This window comes from Streptomyces sp. ID05-26A (assembly GCF_033794685.1).
In the GTDB taxonomy this organism is placed as follows: domain Bacteria; phylum Actinomycetota; class Actinomycetes; order Mycobacteriales; family Pseudonocardiaceae; genus Lentzea.
The window spans coordinates 940,741-960,413 of sequence record NZ_JARAYZ010000001.1 but is presented as its reverse complement, the minus strand read 5'-3'; the positions used below and the strand labels follow the sequence as shown (position 1 = coordinate 960,413).

Here is a 19,673-nt window from a genome sequence, read left to right as displayed (position 1 = left end):
ATCCTTTCAGGTGAACGGGAAAGGCCGCGTTCCGTGACGGAACGCGGCCTTTCTTGTGTCCACAAGGATCAGTTAGGCGTTACAGCCCAGCGCACTGTCCTGCCTTCGGACCCTTCACGTCGTTCGCGAAGCCGTTGTTCGACGGCGCCGGGTTGTTGCCCGTGCAGGACAACGGCCCGCCGACCGCGGTGGCTGCCACGACTGACCTGGTCTTGTTCGACGTCAGTGACACAGGGCCACCGACCGTCGAGTTCTCGACCGCTACCTCCGTCGAAGAGCCGTGGACCGACACCGGACCACCGACCTTGACGCCGACCAGCACCACGGACGCCGCGTCCGCCGCGGACAGCGGGCCCTTGATCTCGCCGCCGAAGACGTAGAGCGTCGCGCCGCGGGCCACCGTCACCGGACCGTTGATCGTGGCACCGTCCACATAGGTCACGCCCTTGACCTGCAGCGGACCGTTGACCGTGCCCGTCACCGTGGTGGTGGCGGCCGGCAGCGGCTTCGACATCAGCTCGAACTCGGCCAGTGCCACGTCGCCGGAGAACTCCAGCCGGTAGAAGTTGTACCGGCCCGGCGAGGCGATCTTGAACGAGCGGGTGTACTGCTGCCACTGGAAGTTCTCGGCGGAACGCTTGTCGACCGTCGACCACGTCTTGCCGTCGTAGGAGCCCTTCAGCTCCCACGCCGACGGCGACGTGCCCGTCTTGGCGTTGGTCAACGTGTAGAACTCCGCCTTCTCCTTCACGTCCGCGGCCTTGAAGTCGAAGGACTTCACCACCGCCGAGGTCGAGGAGTTGTTGTCCACCAGAGCAGCGGTGGAAACGCCGGAAGCGACGTCGCGCAACGGCGTCGGGACCGCGTCACCGGTGGTGATCGAGTCCGGCACGTCGTTGACGCCGGTGCCCCAGGCAGAGGGCTTCGGGCCCATGTCGAAGTCGATTGTGGCACCGGCCGCGAGCACGTCGTGCGGCAGCGACGTCTTGTTCCACGCCTTGCCGTTGACCTTCACGCCCTGCACGTAGATGTTCTTCGCGTTGTTCTTGGGCGCGTTGACGACGAGCTTCTTGCCGTTCTCCAGCTTCACGGTCGCCTTGGTGAACAGCGGCGAACCGATCGCGTAGGCCGGCTTGCCCATCTGCAGCGGGTAGAAGCCGAGCGAGGAGAAGAGGAACCAGGCCGACATCTCGCCGTTGTCCTCGTCGCCTGCGTAGCCCTGACCCTCCTGCGAGCCGACGTACAGGCGCGACAGGATCTCCCGCGTCTTCTCCGCCGTCTTCGCGGGCTTGCCCGCGTAGTTGTACATGTAGGCGATGTGGTGCGACGGCTGGTTGGAGTGGCCGTACTGGCCCATCCGCACGTCCCGCGCCTCGATCATCTCGTGGATCACGCCGCCGTAGCCGCCGGGGAACTTCGCGGTCTCCGGCAGGGTGAAGAACGAGTCGAGCTTCTGCGCCAGCTTGTCCCGACCGCCGTACAGGTTCGCGAGACCCTGTCCGTCGTGCGGCACCGTGAACGCCATGTTCCAGCCGTTCGTCTCGGTGTAGTCGTAGCGCCAGTCCTGCGGGTTGTACTTCGCCGGGTCCTCGACGCGCCACGAGCCGTCGACGTTGCGTCCCTGGAAGAAGTCGATCCGCTTGTCGAACGTCAGCACGTAGTTCTGGGCGCGGTTGAGGAAGTACTCGTACTCCTCCGCGTACCGCTTCTCGCCCGTCTTCTCGTGCAGCGCCTTCGCCATCGACGCGATGCCGAAGTCGTTGAGGTAGCCCTCGATCGCCCACGACCACGCCTCGTGCAGCTGGTCGTTGCCGGTCCAGCCGAGGAAGATCGACCGGTCCATGCCCTTGCGGCCGACGTTGTTGCTCGGCGGCACGACGGACGCGTTCTTCACCGCCGCGTCGTAGGCCGCCTTGATGTCGAAGTTCGACACGCCCTTCAGGTAGGCGTCCGCGAACGCCACGTCGGAGCTCGTGCCCGTCATCAGGTCCGCGTAACCGGGGGAGGACCAGCGCGAGATCCAGCCACCGTCCTTGTACTGCTGGACGAAGCCCTCGGCCATCTCGCCCGCCTTGGACGGCGTGAACAACGAGTACGCGGGCCAGGTCGTGCGGTAGGTGTCCCAGAACCCGTTGTTGACGTAGACCTTGCCGTCCACGATCTTCGCGCCGGTGCGAGTGGGAGTGCTCTCACCGACCGGAGGCGACACCGGGGACGCGTACTGGATCTTGTCGCCGACCTTCTCGAAGCCCGAGTTCGGGTAGAGGTAGAGCCGGTACATGTTGGAGTACATCGTGATCAGCTGGTCTTCGGACGCGCCCTCGACCGTGATGATGCCGAGGATCTTGTCCCACGCCGCCTGCGCCTTGTCACGCACCGACTCGAACGTGTCCGAGCCGCTGACCTCCTGCTCCAGGTTCGACTTCGCCTGGTCGACGGAGATCAGCGAGGTGGCGATCCGCAGCTCGACGGTCTTCTCGCCGAACGAGAAGTAGCCGCCCACGTTGTCGCGGCCCGCGCCGGTCAGCCGGCCGCTCGCCGTGACCGCCTTGTCGACCTTGCCGTAGACGAACAGGCGGGTCGCGCCGGTGGAGAGGCCGCTCTTGACGTCCGAGTAGCCCGTGACGACACCATTGGCCGCGTCGAGGGTGACACCGCCGAGGTTGTTCACGTTGTCGAACACGAGGTTCTTCTGGCCCTCGTCGTTGAACGTGAACCGGAACACCGCCGCGTGGTCCGTCGGCGCGATCTCGGTCTTCATGCCGTTCTCGAACGTCACGCCGTAGTAGTGCGCCTTCGCGACCTCGTTGTCGTGCCTGAACGGCAGCGAACGCAACGCACGGTCCTGGGTCGGCGCGATGTTCGACGGCATGACCTGGAACGTCTGGCGGTCACCCATCCACGGGCTGGGCTCGTGGGACGTCGTGAACGCCTGCAGCGTCGGCAGGTTCTGCGCGTTGTTGCGCTGCGCGTACTCGTACAGCCAGCTCTGCGAACCCGCGTTGGTCATCGGGGTCCAGAAGTTGAAGCCGTGCGGCACCGCCGTCGCCGGGAAGTTGTTGCCCCGCGAGAACGAGCCGTTCGAGTTCGTGCCACGCGTGGTCAGCACGTAGTCCGACGGCTTCGCGTACTGCTTGGTGACGACGTCGCCGATGCGGATGTCGTCGTACCACGCACCGAACTCCGTCGGGCCCTTCGGACCGTCGTAGGCGACCAGGATCCGCTTGATCGTCTTGCCGGCCGCGACGGCGCCGATCGTGGACGCGACCTTGTTCCACTGGTTGGCGTACAGGAACTTGCCCGCGCCCTGACCCTGCGGCGACAGCGTCGCGCCGTGCTGGTCGACGGCCTTGAGGTCGCTCAGGTACGTGCCGTCGGAGAACGCGAGGTCGACCGACGAGTACGTGCTCGGGTAGTTCAGGTTGTCGGTGATGAAGTCCGGGAAGACCATGTACGACAGCTCGGTCTTGGCGTTGACCGGGACGTCGACGTCGAAGACCTTGTTGTAGCTGTACGCACGGCCCTCGGTCGTGTGCTTGCCCTGGGCGCGGAACGCCTTCAGGCCCGTCCAGCCGACCCGTGACTTGGCCGTGTAACCGCCAGTGGGACCGTTGCCGACGATGCTGCGCATGTTCGGCGGCGGGGGCGTGGTTGTGCCGTCGGACAGCTCGACCTCGGCGAGCTGCACGATGTCCGCGCCGTGGTTCGCCGTGATGTCGAGCTTGTAGTGCCGGTACGACGCCGGGGAGGCGATGTCGTAGACCTTGGTCTGGAACCGGTCGGTGAAGTTCTCGCCGGTGCGGGTGTCGAGGACGGTCCAGTTCGTGCCGTCGGCCGAACCCTGCAGCGTCCAGTCCCTCGGGTCGCGCTCCGGTGCGTCGTTCGCCGAGGAGAGCGAGTACTTCTTGATCGTCTGAGGGCCCGTCCCGAAGTCGAACGTCACCCAGCCGGTCCTGGCGAAGACCAGCCACTTGGTGCTGGTGGTGCCGTCGACGAGCTCGGCCTTGCCCTCGCCCGAGCCGGAGTTCTCGCCGTTGACCGCCAAGGTCGCCTTGTCGGCGACGTTGCCGGGCAGCCCGGTGCCGCTCGAGCCGATCACGCCCGCCGACTTCGGCTGCCCCGCCGCGTCGGTCTCGACGGTGTTGGACCACGACGGTTGTGGCTGACCGTCCTCAAAGGACGACGAAAAACCCACTCCTGGCTCCTCTGGTGCGGCGGCCGCGTAGCCGTTGGTGACGCCGCTCACCAGTGTCGCAGTAATCGCAACGCTCAACAGGGTTGTAGTTCGTCTCTTGCGCAGGTGCCTCATTGCAACCCTTCCGCCCGCCTGCCCCATTTGGGAGGGAGCGTTTCTGCACGTGACATCGTTGTCAAGGGACAGGACAGGACTTGTCGTGCAACCTGTCTCTTCAACAGTTGCGGGTAATGCGAGTGGATCAAGATCTAGAATCGACCGGTGAGCGACCGCAAGCCGCCAGAGGTGGGTACCCCGGCGGGCATGCGCGTGCTCAACCAACGCGCTGTGCTCGACCTGCTGCGCCGTCTGGGTGCCGCCACCCGTCCGCAGATCGCCAGGGACACCGGGCTGTCGAAACCGACGGTGGGGCAGGCACTCGCTGATCTCGAACGGCACGCGCTGGTCCGCCCGACCGGCCGCACGACGACGGGTCCCGGCAGGTCAGCCGTGGTCTACGAACCGAATCCCACCGCGGGGTACGTGCTGGGCGTCGACATCGGCAGGGAACGGATCCGGGCGGCGGTGGCCGATCTGGGCGGGTCCGTCGTGGCCCGTGTGGACGAACGCAACCGCAGCCGGTCAGCCGCTGCGCTGGTACGCGTCGTGACCGAGCTCGCCGCACGCACCGCGGCGGACGCTGGGATCGCTCTCACGGACGTCGTGGTGAAGGTGATCGGCAGCCCCGGAGTGATCGATCAGCGTTCGCGGGTGGTGCGCCACGCGCCGCAACTGCCGGGCTGGGAGTCGAACGGTGTCCTGGACGGGCTGGAGGCGTCACTCGGTCCGGTGATGGTGGTGGAGAACGACGCCAACCTCGCTGCGTTGGGCGAGCACGTGTACGGGGCCGCGCAGGAAGCGCGCGTGTTCGTGTGCGCGACGGTCGGCACCGGCGTCGGCATGGGAATCGTCGTGGACGGCAAGCTGTTCCGCGGTGCGCACGGGGCGGCCGGCGAGGTCGGGTTCCTGCCGTACGGGAAGTCCGCTTCGGACGTCCGTCGTGGACAGTTCGAGGATGCGGCATCGGCGGGATCCGTTGTGGCGCGGGCACGTGAGCGTGGACTGACGGCGCGCACGGCTCGTGAGGTGTTCTCGCAGGCGCGTTCCGGTGGTGCCACGGCCGCGGAGATCGTGCGACAGGAAGCGGAAAGGCTCGCGTTCCTCGTGGCCGCCGTCGCCGCGGTGATCGACCCGGAGTTGGTCGTCCTGGGCGGGGGTGTCGGGTCGAACGTCGACCTGCTGCTCGAGCCGCTGGAGGCGACGCTCCGCACGATGACGCCGCTGGCGCCCCCGATCGTGGCGGGCTCGCTCGGCGACGGCGCGGTGCTCTCCGGGGCCCTCGCGATGGGCCTCGAAGCCGCCCGTCAATGGTCTTTGAAGTTACTCTCTGAGAGTAGTTGAGTACCCCTCACCTGGTAATTCACTCAATCGTCGCAACTGTTAACGGCGTTTTGTGGCTTAGCGTTACCGGCACCTCCACCTGGAGGGTTGTGTCCTTCCGTTGCAAGGGGAGTCGGTAGGGGGATGCGGGGGACGTAGCCCCCTACCGGCCGTGCACTGGGCAGGTGCCGCGCCCGCACCACCATCAGCCTGCCCAGTGCAGCAACGGGCGTCAGCGGGGTGTCGGCCGGTGGACGTTGTCCGCCGTCGACGCGTGGTGCGTGGAGTCCGCGATCCAGTCGCCGGGAATGGACGCGTCGACGATGCCGTCCTCCAGCCACGTGTAGGCGCCGTCCAGGACCTGCTTGGCCAGCACCTGGTCGCTGTCGTCGGTGTTCGTCCACAGCTTCTCGAACAGCTCGTCCACCCGGATCCGCGCCTGCTTGGCGAACGCGTCCGCCAGTACCTGCGCGTTGGGGTTCGTGTCCTGCGCGGCCCGCACGCACGCGGCGCTGATCGCGAACAGCTCGGCCCCGATGTCCACGATCCGGCTCAGGAACCGCTGCTTGCGCTCCATCTTCCCCTGCCACCGCGACATGGCGTAGAACGTCTGCCGCGCCAGCTTGCGCGCCGACCGTTCGACGAACCGCAGGTGCTTCGCGAGCGGCCCGAACTCCGTGTAGCCCACCGGGGTCTGGCCCTTGCCGACCACGAGCGTGGGCAGCCATTTGGCGTAGAAACCGCCTGCCTTCGCCGCGGCCTTCATCTTCGCGTTGCGGTCGGCGTCCGGGTCGATGATGTCGCCGGCGACGGACAGGTGCGCGTCGACGGCCTCGCGGGCGATCAGCAGGTGCATGATCTCGGTCGAGCCCTCGAAGATGCGGTTGATGCGCAGGTCCCGCAGGACCTGCTCGGCCGCGATGCCGCGTTCGCCGCGCGCCGCCTGACTCTCCGCCGTCTCGTAGCCTCGCCCGCCGCGGATCTGCACCAGTTCGTCCGCCACCAGCCAGGCCTTCTCGCTCGCGTAGAGCTTCGCGAGGGCCGCCTCGATGCGGATGTCGTGCTTGCCCGCGTCGGCGAGCTCGGAACTGAGGTCCAGCACGGCTTCCAACGCGTAGGCCGTGGCGGCGATGTAGGCGATCTTGCCCGCGACCGCCTCGTGCTTGCCGACCGGGAGTCCCCACTGGATGCGCTCGCCGGACCACTCCCGGGCGATCTTGAGGCACCACTTGGCTGATCCCGCGCAGAGGGCGGGAAGGCTCAGACGGCCGGTGTTCAGGGTCGCCAGCGCGATCTTGAGGCCGGCGCCCTCCTTGCCGATGACGTTCTTCTTCGGGACGCGGACGTTGTGGAACCTCGTCACGCCGTTCTCCAGGCCCCGCAGGCCCATGAACGCGTTGCGGTTCTCGACCGTGATGCCCTCGGCGTCCGCTTCGACGACGAACGCCGTGATGCCCTTGCCCGGGACCTGGGCCATGACGACCAGCAGGTCGGCCACGACACCGTTGGTGGTCCACAGTTTGACGCCGTCGAGGACGTAGTCGTCGCCGTCCGGAGTGGCGATGGTGCCGAGGCGGGCCGGGTCGGAGCCGACGTCCGGTTCGGTCAGCAGGAACGCCGTGATCTCACCCTTGGCGCACCGCGGCAGGAACTCCTGCTTCTGCTCCGGGCTGCCGAACATCGCGACGGGCTGGGGGACGCCGATCGACTGGTGGGCCGAGAGCATCGCGCCGATGGCCGGGCTGGCCGAGCCGACCAGCATCAGGGCCCGGTTGTAGTAGACCTGGGTCAGGCCGATGCCGCCGTACTCCGGCTTGATCTTCATGCCGAACGCGCCGAGGTCCTTGAGGCCCTTCAGGACGTCGTCGGGGATCTGCGCGTCGCGTTCGATGACGGTGTTGTCGATGTGCGACTCGGTGAACTTCCGGAGCTTCTCGAGGAAAGCCTCGCCGCGTGCGCGGTCTTCGGCCGTGCCGCTCGGGTGGGGGTGGATCAGGTCGATGCGGAAGTGACCGAGGAAGAGTTCTTTGCCGAAGCTCGGTCGCTGCCAGCGGGTTTCCCGTGCTTGTTCGGCGACCTTCCTGGCCGCGCGCTCATCGACGGTCATGGTTACCTCCCGGTAGGTGTGACCTACGTTACTCAGGGGTAGGCGCTTGTCCATGGCCTGAAGAAGCGAAAGGGCCGCTCCCCTGGTGGGGGAACGGCCCTCTCGCGAAGCGGCTTCGTGGCTACGGCAGCGGGGCGGCTCCGCGCTTCGCCAGGTAGTCCTTCATCAGATCGGTCTCGGCGGACTGCGACTTCAGCATGTTGTCGGCCAGCGTCCGCACGAACGTCTGACCGGCGGCGGTCGAGGCGTACTCGGCCATCGGTGCGCCGCCCGTGTGGTGGCGGAGCATCAGCTGCAGCCAGTACACGTCGAACCCGTCCCCGGCCGGCATCGTCCGCAGCTTGGTGAGCTCGTCGGTCGTGGCCATGCCGGGCATGATCGGCTTGCCGGCCTCGGGCGTGGTGGCGCCGTGGCCGTGCACACCCGCGGCGTCCATCCACTTCATGTAGACGCCGGAGATGTTCTGCTCGTGCTCGTTCCACATCATCAGCCAGCCCTTCATCCGCCCCACCTGTTCGAGCTGGGTGGAGGAGATGTCGAAGGCGAGCTGGCGGATCTCCGGGTTGGTCGAGCGGTCCCGGGCGATGTTCGCCATCTGGATGCCCTGCAGGTGGTGCATGGACATGTCCTGGCAGAAGCCCACGTCCACGGAGCCGGAGGCCGGTGCCGCGGACGAGGAGGTGGAGTCGGGGAGCTTCACGAGCAGGCCCACCGCCGCGCCCAGCAGGAGGACGGCCAGGACGGCGGCGCTGATCACGAGGGTCCGAGCGACCCCGGAGGGACGCTCGGACACGGTCTCGTCAGACGTCATCAGCTCGACGGGGGCGTCGAGGCGGAGCCCGACGGGGGCGTGCTGGGGTTCTGCTGCGGCTGGCCCTCGGTGACGGAGTCGTCCTTGCCGCCGTCCATCGGGACGGCGTCGGCGCCGGGCTTCTCGGCCACGAACGGGGCCGGGTTCGACAGGAACGCCGTGTTCTCGCACGACGCGCCGACCTCGGGGTAGGTGTTCGGGTTGCGCAGCAGCGAGGAGATGAACTGGTCGATGCGCTCGTCGTCGGCCTTCTCGAGCTTCAGCTGGTGGCCCCAGGACTGCAGCGAGATCGGCTTGTTGAGGCCGGGGAACGGCGACAGCATCATGTACGGGATGCCCTCGACCTTGGCCTTCAGCTTGGTGAGCGCGTCGTCCTTGACCTGGTCCGGGTTGTAGGCGATCCACACGGCGCCGTGCTCGAGGCCGTGGACCATGTTCTCCGTGCGCACGGCCTTGTCGTAGACGACGCCGGTGCAGTCGGCCCACTGGGCGTCGTGCGGGCCACCGAAGGCGGGAGTCTGGTCGTACGCGACGCGCTGGGTCGGCTCGACGTGGCGGGAGCCCTTGTACTCCTTGGACACGATGCCCGCGAGCGCGGTCGACGGGTCCTTGTTCGTGTCCGAGGGCTTCCACTTGGCCAGGGCGGCCTCTTTGACGTTGTTCGCGTGGATCTGCGAGTACGCATACCCGAAAACACCGCCCGCGAGGCCCAGCACCGCGATGACCGCGATGATCGTGCCCCACGGCTTCGGCTTGCTCGCCACCACCGAGGAACGGGCTGCGGCCACGCTGTTGCGTGTGGCCTTCGTCTTCTTGCCGCTGGTCATGTCCGCCTCAGATGTCGTCCTGGTCAACCGGCGCCAGTGTAGGGACATCGTGTCTGATCACTGTCAGCGCAGGGCGATACCACGTGCGCGTTAACACTTGCCGTCTCACCCTCCGAGACCCGGTAACCCGGTCGAGACCTGCGACAACGCTTCTCTAAACTCTTCTGGCGTGACACCCGAAGCGCTCGCTGATCTCGTCCGGACCACGGTTGCCCAGTTGCTGGCGGACCGAGGTCTGGACGCCACCGCGCTCCCCGAGCAGGTGACGGTCGAGCGACCCAGGAACCCCGAACACGGCGACTACGCCACCAGCGTCGCCCTCCAGCTCGCCAAGAAGGCCGGCGTGGCGCCCCGTGAGTTCGCGACGTGGCTCGCGGAGGCCCTGCTGACCCAGGACGCCATCGCGAAGGCCGACGTGGCCGGTCCGGGCTTCCTGAACCTCACGATCGCCACCGAGGCCCAGGGAGCGATCGTTCGTGCCGCCCTGGAGCCCGGCTACGGCACCGGCGCCGAACTCGGCGGCAAGCGGATCAACCTGGAGTTCGTCTCCGCGAACCCGACCGGCCCGATCCACCTCGGCGGCGCGCGCTGGGCCGCGGTCGGGGGCGCGCTGGGCGAGGTGCTGAGGGCCCGTGGCGCCGAGGTGACCCGCGAGTACTACTTCAACGACGCCGGCGCGCAGATCGACAGGTTCGTCCGGTCGCTGATCGCGGCCGCGAAGGGCGAGCCGGCCCCCGAGGACGGCTACGCGGGCACGTACGTGAGCGACATCGCCGCCGAGGTCCTCCGTCGCGAACCGGGCGCCCTGAGCGACCCGGAGACCGTGCGCCAGGTCGGCGTCGGGCTCATGTTCGAGGAGATCAAGAGCAGCCTGCACGAGTTCGGCACCGACTTCGACGTCTACTTCCACGAGGACTCGCTGCACCAGAGCGGCCGCGTGGAGGAGGCGGTCGCGAAGCTCAAGGCGAACGGCTCGCTGTACGAGAAGGATGGCGCCTGGTGGCTGCGGTCCACGGACTTCGGTGACGACAAGGACCGCGTCGTCATCAAGAGCGACGGCAACCCGGCGTACATCGCGGGCGACATCGCGTACCTCGTCGACAAGCGCGGCCGCGGCTTCGACCTGTGCATCTACATGCTCGGCGCGGACCACCACGGTTACATCGCGCGCCTCAAGGCCGCGGCGGCCGCCCTGGGCGACGACCCGGACAGCGTCGAGGTGCTGATCGGCCAGCTCGTGAACCTCGTCAGCGACGGCCAGCCCGTCCGGATGAGCAAACGCGCGGGCACCGTCATCACGATGGAGGACCTGGTCGACGCGGTCGGCGTGGACGCGGCCCGCTACGCCATGATCCGGTCGAGCGTCGACTCCAGCCTCGACATCGACCTCGACCTGCTGCGCAAGCACAGCAACGACAACCCGGTCTACTACGTCCAGTACGCGCACGCCCGCATCTCCGGGGTGCTGCGCAACGCCGCCGACCTCGGCGTCACCCAGGGAGAAGACCTCTCGCTGCTGGTGCACGAGCGCGAAGGCGACCTGATCCGCACGATCGGGGAGTTCCCCAAGGTGGTGGCCACCGCGGCCGAGCTGCGCGAACCCCACCGGGTGGCGCGCTACCTCGAAGAGCTGGCCGGCTCGTTCCACCGCTTCTACGACCGCAGGAACGGCGTGCGCGTCCTTCCCCAGGGCGACGAGGAGACCACCCCGTTGCACCAGGCGAGGCTGACGCTCTGCGCCGCCACCAAGCACGTTTTCGGAGCCGGCCTCGGCCTGCTCGGCGTCACCGCACCGGAGCGAATGTAATGCGAGCACACCCCGCCGGACCTCGGCACGCCGACGTCACGGCACCCGGCAGCACCGCCGGCGACCGTCCCTCCTCCACCGACCAGCTCGACCACCTGCACCCCACCGTGTGGCCCCGCAACGCCAAGCGCAACGACGCGGGCGTCCTGGAGCTCGCGGGCGTGGACGTGCGCGCGCTCGCCGAGCAGTACGGCACCCCGTTGTTCGTCATGGACGAGCAGGACTTCCGCGCACGTTGCCGCGAGCACGCCGAGGCGTTCGGCGACCCGACGCTCGTGCACTACGCGTCCAAGGCGTTCCTGAGCGTGCAGATCGCGAAGTGGGTGGCCGAGGAAGGCCTCTCCATCGACGTCTGCAGCGGCGGCGAACTCGCGATCGCGCTGCGGGCCGAGTTCCCGGCCGAGCGCATCGCGTTGCACGGCAACAACAAGAGCGTTCCCGAACTGATCGCGGCCGTCGAGGCGGGCGTCGGCGGGATCGTCGTCGACTCGTACCACGAGATCGCGCGCCTCGACCAGATCGCGCGCGACCGCGGCGTGGTGCAGCCGGTGCTGATCCGCGTGACGGTCGGCGTCGAGGCGCACACGCACGAGTTCATCGCGACCGCGCACGAGGACCAGAAGTTCGGCTTCTCGCTGTCCTCCGGCGACGCTGCCGAGGCCGTCCGCCGCGTGCTCAAGGCCAGTGGCCTGGAGCTCGTCGGCCTGCACAGCCACATCGGCTCGCAGATCTTCGACGCGTCCGGCTTCGAGGTCGCCGCGCGCCGCGTGATCGGCCTGCTCGCCGACATCCGTTCCGAGCACGGCGCGATCCCGTCGCTGAACGTCGTCGACCTCGGCGGCGGTCTCGGCATCGCGTACACGCCGGACGACGACCCGCCCCCGCCTGCCGAGCTCGCGCGGCAGCTGCACAACATCGTGCAGAAGGAGTGCGAGCACAACGGCCTGGAGATGCCTCGCATCGCGGTCGAGCCCGGCCGCGCGATCGTCGGCCCCGGCACCATCACCGTGTACGAGGTCGGGACGATCAAGGACATCGAGCTCGACGGTGGCGCGCGGCGCCGGTACGTCAGCGTCGACGGCGGCATGAGCGACAACATCCGCACCGCGCTGTACGACGCGGTCTACGACTGCAAGCTGGTCTCACGCGCGTCCGAGCCCGAGTCGAGGGCCGTGCTGTGTCGTGTCGTGGGCAAGCACTGCGAGTCCGGCGACATCGTCGTTCGCGACTGCTGGCTGCCGGACGACCTGGCGCCGGGCGACCTGGTTGCGATCGCCGCCACAGGGGCCTACTGCTACTCGATGGCGAGCGGGTACAACCGACTTCCACGGCCCGCGCTCGCCGCGGTGACCGATGGAGCGGCGCGGCTGTTGCTGCGTCGCGAGACCGAGGACGATCTGTTCCGTCTGGAGGTATAGGGCTGTGTCATCGAAGGAGCCGGGTCACGTGAAACCTATTCGCGTCGCGTTGCTGGGGTGCGGCACGGTGGGCACGGAGGTAGTCCGGCTGCTGACGGACCAGGCCGAGGACCTCACGCAGCGCATCGGCGCGCCGGTGGAGATCGTCGGCATCGCCGTGCGCAGGCCGAACAAGCACCGCGAGGTGCCGGAGCACCTGCTCACCACGGACGCCGAGGCGCTCGTGAAGTCGGACGACGTGGACGTGGTCGTCGAGGTCATCGGCGGGATCGATCCGACGCGAGGCCTGCTGCTGGAGGCGCTGCGGGGCGGCAAGTCCGTTGTCACGGCGAACAAGGCGCTGCTGGCCGAGCACGGGTCGGACCTGTTCGAGGCGGCCGACGCGTCCGGGGCGGACCTCTACTTCGAGGCCGCCGTCGCCGGCGCGATCCCGTTGCTGCGCCCGTTGCGGGAATCCCTTGCGGGAGACCGGATCACGCGCGTCATGGGCATCGTGAACGGCACGACGAACTTCATCCTGTCCGCGATGGACGCCACGGGCGCGGGCTACGGCGAGACGCTCGAGGAGGCCTCGCGCCTCGGTTACGCCGAGGCCGACCCGACCGCGGACGTGGACGGGTTCGACGCCGCGTCGAAGGCCGCGATCCTTGCGTCCCTTGCGTTCCACACGCGAGTGACGGCGTCGGACGTGTACCGCGAGGGCATCCGTTCGGTGTCCGCGGCGGACATCGCGGCGGCCAAGGGCCTCGGCCGCACGGTGAAGCTGCTCGCGATCTGCGAGCGCGTGGTGAGCCCGTCCGGCCAGGAATCAGTCGCCGTTCGAGTGCACCCGGCCATGATCCCCAGGACGCATCCGCTGGCTTCGGTCAACGGCGCGTTCAACGCGGTGTTCGTCGAGGCCGACGCGGCGGGGGAGATGATGTTCTACGGGCAGGGTGCCGGTGGCGCCCCCACGGCGAGCGCGGTCGTCGGCGACCTGGTCGCCGTGGCGCGCAACATGGTCGCGAGCGGGCACGGCCCGCGCGAGTCGGCCTACGCCGCGCTGTCCGCGCAGCCCATGGGGAACACGCCCACCCGCTACCACATCAGCCTCGACGTGGCGGACAAGCCCGGTGTCCTCTCGCAGGTCGCCGCGGTGTTCGCCGAGCACGACGTCAGCATCGCCGCTGTCCGCCAGGAAGGCCGGATCGAGGACGCCAGCCTGGTGATCGTCACGCACGCGGCGACCGACGCCGCGCTGCGGTCCACTGTGGACAAAATCGGTGGCCTCCCCGTGGTGCGGGACGTCGTCAGCGTCATGAGGGTGGAGGGCGAAGAGTGAACGCCTCAAGAGCGGGCTGGCCCGGGCTCATCAACGCCTACCGGGACCGCATCGAGATCCCCGAGGGTGCCGAGGTCGTGACGCTGCACGAGGGCGGCACGCCGCTGGTGCACGCTCGCCGCCTGTCCGCGGCCACCGGCTCCGACGTCTGGGTCAAGGTCGAGGGCGCGAACCCCACGGGCTCGTTCAAGGACCGCGGCATGACCGTGGCCATGACGTACGCGCTCGCCTCCGGCCTGAAGGCGGTCATCTGCGCTTCCACCGGTAACACGTCGGCGTCGGCCGCGGCCTACGCGGCCAAGGCGGGCCTGACGGCGGCCGTGCTGGTGCCCAGCGGCAAGATCGCGATGGGCAAGCTCGCGCAGGCCGTCATGCACGGCGCGAAGATCCTGCAGATCGACGGCAACTTCGACGACTGCCTGGAGCTGGCGTCCAAGACCGCCGCCGAGTACCCGGTCACGCTGGTGAACTCGGTCAACCCGGTGCGCCTCGTCGGCCAGCAGACCGCCGCGTGGGAGGTCTGCGACGTGCTCGGCCAGGCGCCGGACGTGCACTGCCTCCCGGTCGGCAACGCGGGCAACATCACCGCGTACTGGAAGGGCTACACGTCGTACGACAAGGGCCTGCCGAAGATGTTCGGGTTCCAGGCCGCAGGCGCCGCTCCGCTGGTGTCCGGTCAGCCGGTGCCGAACCCGGAGACCATCGCGACCGCCATCCGGATCGGGTCGCCGGCGTCGTGGACGGGTGCGATCAAGGCCCGCGACGAGTCCGGAGGCCTGATCGACGCCGTCACCGACGAGCAGATCCTCGCCGCGTACCGCCTGCTGGCGTCGTCCGAGGGCATCTTCGTCGAGCCGGCGTCGGCCGCGTCCATCGCCGGTCTGCTGATGACCGCCGAGGACGGCAGGCTGCCTCGCGGGTCCACGGTTGTGTGCACCGTCACCGGTCACGGTCTGAAGGACCCCGACACCGCGCTGCTCGGCACCACCGAGGTCGAGCCGGTCCCGGTCGACCCCGGCGCCGTCGCGCACGCCCTGGAGCTGGCGTGAAGTTCCTCGTCTCCGTCCCCGCGTCGACCGCGAACCTCGGTTCGGGGTTCGACGCGCTGGGCATGGCGCTCGGCATGTACGACGACGTGGAGGTGGCCGGCGGCGAGGGTGTCGAGGGCCTCTCGATCACCGTCGACGGTGCCGGATCCGGCGATGTCCCGCTCGACGAGACCCATCTCGTCGTGCGGGCCATCCGCGCCACCGGCTACACCGGTGGTCTGGCCCTGAGGTGCCGCAACACCATCCCGCACGCACGGGGACTGGGCTCGTCGGCCGCCGCGATCGTGGCGGGCGTCGTAGCCGGATTCACCCTGTCGGGTCGCGAGGTGGACACGGACGCGTTGCAAATCGCCGCCGAATTCGAGGGGCACGCGGACAACGCCGCGGCTTCGTTGTTCGGCGGCGTTGTCGTTGCGTGGTCCGAAGGAGAGCGCTACCGCGCCGTGCGGATGGACGCCGACGCACGCGTGCGCCCGGTCGTCCTCATCCCGTCGCAGGAGTCGTCCACCAAGACGACACGCGGTCTGCTTCCGGCCGAAGTGCCGCACGCGGACGCCGCGCACGCCGCCGGGCGGGCCGCCCTCGCGGTACACGCGCTGACCGTCGACCCGACGGTTCTCCTTGCCGCGACTGAGGATCGACTCCACCAGAACTACCGAGAGCCCGCATGGCCGGAAACCGTTCGGGTGATCAACGATCTTCGCAAGCTCGGAGTTCCCGCCTGCGTGAGCGGAGCGGGACCCACCGTGATCGCCTTCGGTGATCTTCCGGCCGAGGTCGACACGCACGGCTTCGACGTGCGCAGACTCGACGTCGACGCCGCCGGCGTGCGCGTTCGTCCATTGGACTGACACGCCCGACCCCGGTTGTTGCATGCGGGGGGACCGGCGTCTACCCTCGGGGGCGATCAGTCACTGCGCGCACGGGCGCCGGTGTCGCGCCCGGACACTCGTTCCGGGTCGCAATCCTTTTGTGTTCCGGCTCTGTGCCGTGCGGGCGGGGCGGACGCAAAGAGGCACCCGATCGCCGTGATCTGAGAAAAGTCCCGTGCTCGAGGGAAGCCGTCGTGCTTCCGTCTTCATCGGACTTGACCGCCGTTCCCCGCTGAAGTGGGAAGGCGGGTCCGCTGGGCCGCGTAGGAGGCGGGGCCTGGTCAGGAAGGACTTGTGTGACCAACACCGATTTGCTGAGCAGCGAAGTCGCAGCTGCCGCTGGTTCTGGAGCCGAGGAGAACGCTCTGTCCACCCCATCGAACGGCACGACGCCGCGCCGCCGCGCGGGTCTGTCCGGCATGGTGCTCGCTGAACTGCGCGAGCTCGCCGGCCAAATGGGCATCACCGGAACCGCAGGCCTGCGCAAGGGCGACCTGATCGCGGCCATCAAGGAGAAGCAGGGCTCCGGAGCCCCGGCGAAGGCCGAGAAGCCCGCTGCCAGGGTGGCCGAGAAAGGTGCCGCGAAGGCCGAGGCCCCTGCTGAGAAGCCGGCCGTTGCCAAGGCGGAAAAGGCCGTTGAGAAGCCTGTTCAGCAGCAGCTCGAGGTAGCGGAGAAGCCCACTGCCGAGCCTGCCGCGTCTGACGACTCCCGCTCGTCCGAGGACGGGGGGCGCCGTGGAAACCGTCGCCGCCGTTCCGGCCGTGGCGGCGGCAACGCCGAGGGCGAGGGTCAGCCGCAGCAGGAGCAGCAGCAGCGTTCCGAGCGCCCTGAGCGGGGCGAACGCCCCGAGCGTGCCGAGCGCTCCGACCGTGGTGAGCGCGCTGAGCGTGCCGACCGCGGCGAGCGTCAGGACCGTGGCGACCGCAACGAGCGTTCCGACCGTGGCGAGCGCTCTGACCGTGGTGAGCGTTCCGACCGTGGCGAGCGTCAGGACCGTGGCGACCGCAACGAGCGCGGCGGCCGTGACCGCAACCGCGACCGCGGCGAGCGTTCCGACCGCGGCGACCGTGGCGGAGACCGCCAGGGTGGCGGCCCGTCCGACGACGACGGTGACGGCCGTCGTGGCCGCTTCCGCGACCGCCGCAGGCGCGGTGGCCGTGGCGACGAGCAGGGTGACCGCGGTGGCCGTGGCGACCGTGAGACCGAGGTGCGCGACGACGACGTCCTGCTCCCGGTCGCGGGCATCCTGGACGTGCTGGAGAACTACGCGTTCGTCCGCACCTCCGGCTACCTCGCCGGCTCGAACGACGTCTACGTCTCGCTCTCGCTGGTCCGCAAGTACGGCCTGCGCCGTGGCGACGCCCTCACCGGCGCCGTCCGCCAGCCGCGCGACGGCGAGCAGCAGCGCCAGAAGTTCAACCCGCTGGTCCGCGTCGACAAGATCAACGGCCTGGACCCGGAAGAGGCGCGCAACCGCCCGGACTTCACCAAGCTGACGCCGCTCTACCCGAACGAGCGTCTGCGCCTGGAGACCGAGCCGCACATCCTCACCACCCGTGTCATCGACCTGGTGATGCCGATCGGCAAGGGCCAGCGCGCCCTCGTCGTGTCGCCTCCGAAGGCCGGCAAGACCTCGGTGCTCCAGTCGATCGCGAACGCGATCACGACGAACAACCCCGAGTGCCACCTGATGGTCGTCCTGGTGGACGAGCGTCCGGAAGAGGTCACCGACATGCAGCGCTCGGTGAAGGGCGAGGTCATCGCCTCGACCTTCGACCGTCCGCCGTCGGACCACACCACGATCTCCGAACTGGCGATCGAGCGGGCGAAGCGCCTGGTCGAGATGGGCCACGACGTCGTCGTGCTGCTCGACTCGATCACCCGCCTGGGCCGCGCCTACAACCTGGCAGCCCCGGCCTCCGGCCGAATCCTGTCCGGTGGTGTCGACTCGACGGCGCTGTACCCGCCGAAGCGCTTCCTGGGTGCGGCCCGCAACATCGAGGGCGGCGGCTCGCTCACCGTCATCGCGACGGCCCTGGTCGAAACCGGCTCCGCCGGCGACTCGGTGATCTTCGAAGAGTTCAAGGGCACCGGCAACGCCGAGCTCAAGCTCGACCGCAAGATCGCCGACAAGCGCACCTTCCCGGCCGTCGACGTCGACAGCTCCGGCACCCGCAAGGAAGAGCTCCTGCTCTCGCCGGACGAGATGGCCGTGACGCACAAGCTCCGCCGAGTGCTCCACGCCCTCGACGGCCAGCAGGCCATCGACCTCCTGCTGGACCGGCTGCGCAAGTCCCGCACCAACATCGAGTTCCTGATGCAGGTGGCGAAGACGACGCCAGGCGCCGAGCAGGACTGAGGCGTGTAAGTTTCACGTGAAATTGCCCCCGCTGCAGGTCAGCGGGGGCTTTTTCATGCGCATCACTCGAATGCCGAGACCAGCAGCAGCCAAGACGACCCCCGCGCGGCGGCACCCGCACTCGCCAATGCAGGCAACCTCGGACGAAGCCCGGCGCGAGCTGTCGACCGCACTCGCCAACGCAGGGCAACCACGGACGCAGGTCCGGCGCGTGGTGCCAACCGGAAGCCGCAAACGCAGGCCACCACCTTCGGCGCCTGGCGTGGCGATGCGGAGCGAGCCGTGTGAACCTCGTGCTCTGGGTAGCGATAGGCCCCGCTCTTGGCGATTGGGGCTTTACCTTGAGTGGGCGGGATGCCACCTTCTCGGGCACGGCCGGGCGCTTTTCAGCCCGGCCTTTTCCGGCCGTCATGCATCCCGCCAGAGGCTCGAGGTCAAGCCCCAATCGCCAGCCCTTGATACGTCTGGACCTGCGGGACCACCCTCGCAAGGCGACCGAACCCCAGGAACGCGACCAGCCCCGCTGGAACGTGACCACCCGCGCGCAACAGCACCCGCGTCAGCCGCCAAGAACTACCGGCACCCAGCGGTCTGCCGACTCTCGTCACTCTGCACGAGCAACTGAAAAACCAGCCCCAACAGCACCGGCACCCCCACCACGGTCGCAGCCAACGCGGGAACCTCCACCGCCCCGACCACAACCCCGAGCACCAGCACCGCACCCAGCCAGACCCACCGCAACGACCGAAGCCAGGCCCGCCGCCACCGAACCCCACCGGAAACGGCAGCAGCCACAGCCACCCCAGCCCCGGACACAACAGGCGACAACGGCACGGTGCTCCACGCGGCGGTGAGCAGTCCAGCGGCCCCCATCAGGCCAAACACCGCCGCGGCGAACGCAAACGGCAGGACCAGCCACGCGCGCTGGTCCATGGGCCGCTCCGAGGTGCAGAACACGCGACACAGTCTGATGGACACCCACCAACAACACGCACCCACATCTGGCCGAACGGCCACACCTTGCGCCGAACGGCTTACCAGAGAGGTCGAGCGGCTGTGACCTAACCCACGGCGGGGCCCTGGGAACAACCGCGTTTTTGCACGTGTTGAACGGTCTGGCAAACTAAACGGTCGAGTCCGGCTCCGGTTCACCCGTTCACCAACTGGGACCCGGCGGCCATCCTTGAAAGGGACAAGATCTTGAAGACTGGCATCCACCCCGAGTACACGGTCACCGAAGTGACCTGCAGCTGCGGCAACGCGTTCACCACGCGCAGCACCACCTCGGCGTCCGAGGTTCGCGTTGAAATGTGCTCCAACTGCCACCCGTTCTACACGGGCAAGCAGCGCATCCTGGACACCGGCGGTCGCGTCGCGCGCTTCGAGGCGCGTTACGGCAAGCGCAGCAAGTAGCTGCTTTCACGGCGCTCGACCCGGCCTCACGAGGCTGGGGCGGGCGCCGTCGCCGTTTCCAGGGAATCCCGAAC

Annotated in this window: 13 protein-coding genes; 8 read left to right on the top strand and 5 right to left on the bottom strand. The window is 68.6% G+C overall.

What is annotated here, in order from left to right; genetic code table 11:
- Positions 1–79: 79 nt before the first annotated feature.
- The gene (locus PV646_RS04685) at positions 80–4,309 is read right to left on the bottom strand and encodes a GH92 family glycosyl hydrolase (RefSeq protein ID WP_500340213.1); all 4,230 of its coding nucleotides are present in this window, start codon (positions 4,307–4,309) and stop codon (positions 80–82) included.
- Between the two features lie 147 nt (positions 4,310–4,456).
- Between PV646_RS04685 and PV646_RS04680 the strand changes: the two genes are divergently transcribed.
- On the top strand, positions 4,457–5,635 hold the full coding sequence (locus PV646_RS04680) for an ROK family transcriptional regulator (protein ID WP_500340212.1): 1,179 nt from the start codon (positions 4,457–4,459) through the stop codon (positions 5,633–5,635).
- Between the two features lie 211 nt (positions 5,636–5,846).
- Here the strand turns inward: PV646_RS04680 and PV646_RS04675 are convergent, their stop codons facing one another.
- The 3 genes from PV646_RS04675 to PV646_RS04665 form a co-directional block, all read right to left on the bottom strand.
- Complete coding sequence (locus PV646_RS04675; RefSeq protein ID WP_500340211.1) at positions 5,847–7,721, bottom strand: acyl-CoA dehydrogenase family protein; 1,875 nt, start codon at positions 7,719–7,721, stop codon at positions 5,847–5,849.
- Positions 7,722–7,842: 121 nt separating this feature from the next.
- Positions 7,843–8,532 carry a DUF305 domain-containing protein gene (locus PV646_RS04670; protein WP_500340210.1) on the bottom strand — a complete coding sequence of 230 codons (690 nt, stop codon included), beginning with the start codon at positions 8,530–8,532 and terminating at the stop codon, positions 7,843–7,845.
- Positions 8,532–9,386, bottom strand: coding sequence for a thioredoxin-like domain-containing protein (locus PV646_RS04665; protein WP_500340209.1), 855 nt, complete (start codon positions 9,384–9,386; stop codon positions 8,532–8,534). The genes PV646_RS04670 and PV646_RS04665 overlap by 1 nt, the downstream gene beginning before the upstream one ends.
- Positions 9,387–9,528: 142 nt before the next feature.
- On the opposite strand from PV646_RS04665, the gene argS reads away from it, so the two are divergent.
- From argS to rho, 6 genes are all read left to right on the top strand, one after another.
- A complete protein-coding gene (gene argS, locus PV646_RS04660) occupies positions 9,529–11,166 on the top strand; it encodes an arginine--tRNA ligase (RefSeq protein WP_500340208.1) in 1,638 nt (545 codons plus the stop codon).
- Positions 11,166–12,584, top strand: a complete 1,419-nt coding sequence (gene lysA / locus PV646_RS04655; RefSeq protein WP_500340207.1) for a diaminopimelate decarboxylase — start codon at positions 11,166–11,168, stop codon at positions 12,582–12,584. Before argS ends, lysA begins: the two co-directional genes overlap by 1 nt.
- A gap of 28 nt (positions 12,585–12,612) precedes the next feature.
- A complete protein-coding gene (locus PV646_RS04650) occupies positions 12,613–13,905 on the top strand; it encodes a homoserine dehydrogenase (RefSeq protein ID WP_500340206.1) in 1,293 nt (430 codons plus the stop codon).
- Positions 13,902–14,954 carry a threonine synthase gene (gene thrC, locus PV646_RS04645; RefSeq protein WP_500340205.1) on the top strand — a complete coding sequence of 351 codons (1,053 nt, stop codon included), beginning with the start codon at positions 13,902–13,904 and terminating at the stop codon, positions 14,952–14,954. The genes PV646_RS04650 and thrC overlap by 4 nt, the downstream gene beginning before the upstream one ends.
- Positions 14,951–15,805 (top strand): homoserine kinase, encoded by an 855-nt coding sequence (gene thrB / locus PV646_RS04640; protein ID WP_500340203.1) that lies wholly within the window; start codon positions 14,951–14,953, stop codon positions 15,803–15,805. The genes thrC and thrB overlap by 4 nt, the downstream gene beginning before the upstream one ends.
- 317 nt (positions 15,806–16,122) lie before the next feature.
- A complete protein-coding gene (gene rho / locus PV646_RS04635) occupies positions 16,123–18,186 on the top strand; it encodes a transcription termination factor Rho (protein WP_500340202.1) in 2,064 nt (687 codons plus the stop codon).
- A 573-nt stretch (positions 18,187–18,759) separates the two neighbouring features.
- Here the strand turns inward: rho and PV646_RS04630 are convergent.
- Complete coding sequence (locus tag PV646_RS04630; protein ID WP_500340201.1) at positions 18,760–19,119, bottom strand: hypothetical protein; 360 nt, start codon at positions 19,117–19,119, stop codon at positions 18,760–18,762.
- 267 nt (positions 19,120–19,386) lie between these two features.
- On the opposite strand from PV646_RS04630, the gene rpmE reads away from it, so the two are divergent.
- Entirely contained in the window at positions 19,387–19,599 is a 213-nt protein-coding gene (rpmE, locus tag PV646_RS04625) for a 50S ribosomal protein L31 (protein WP_191301393.1), read from the top strand.
- The last annotated feature ends 74 nt before the right edge of the window (positions 19,600–19,673 follow it).

Excerpts from the sequence above, each read along its gene's own strand:
- PV646_RS04685 (WP_500340213.1), bottom strand. The coding sequence starts at position 4,309 with ATGAGGCACCTGCGCAAGAGACGAACTACAACCCTGTTGAGCGTTGCG.
- PV646_RS04675 (WP_500340211.1), bottom strand. The coding sequence starts at position 7,721 with ATGACCGTCGATGAGCGCGCGGCCAGGAAGGTCGCCGAACAAGCACGG.
- PV646_RS04670 (WP_500340210.1), bottom strand. The coding sequence starts at position 8,532 with ATGACGTCTGACGAGACCGTGTCCGAGCGTCCCTCCGGGGTCGCTCGG.
- lysA (WP_500340207.1), top strand. The coding sequence starts at position 11,166 with ATGCGAGCACACCCCGCCGGACCTCGGCACGCCGACGTCACGGCACCC.
- PV646_RS04630 (WP_500340201.1), bottom strand. The coding sequence starts at position 19,119 with ATGGACCAGCGCGCGTGGCTGGTCCTGCCGTTTGCGTTCGCCGCGGCG.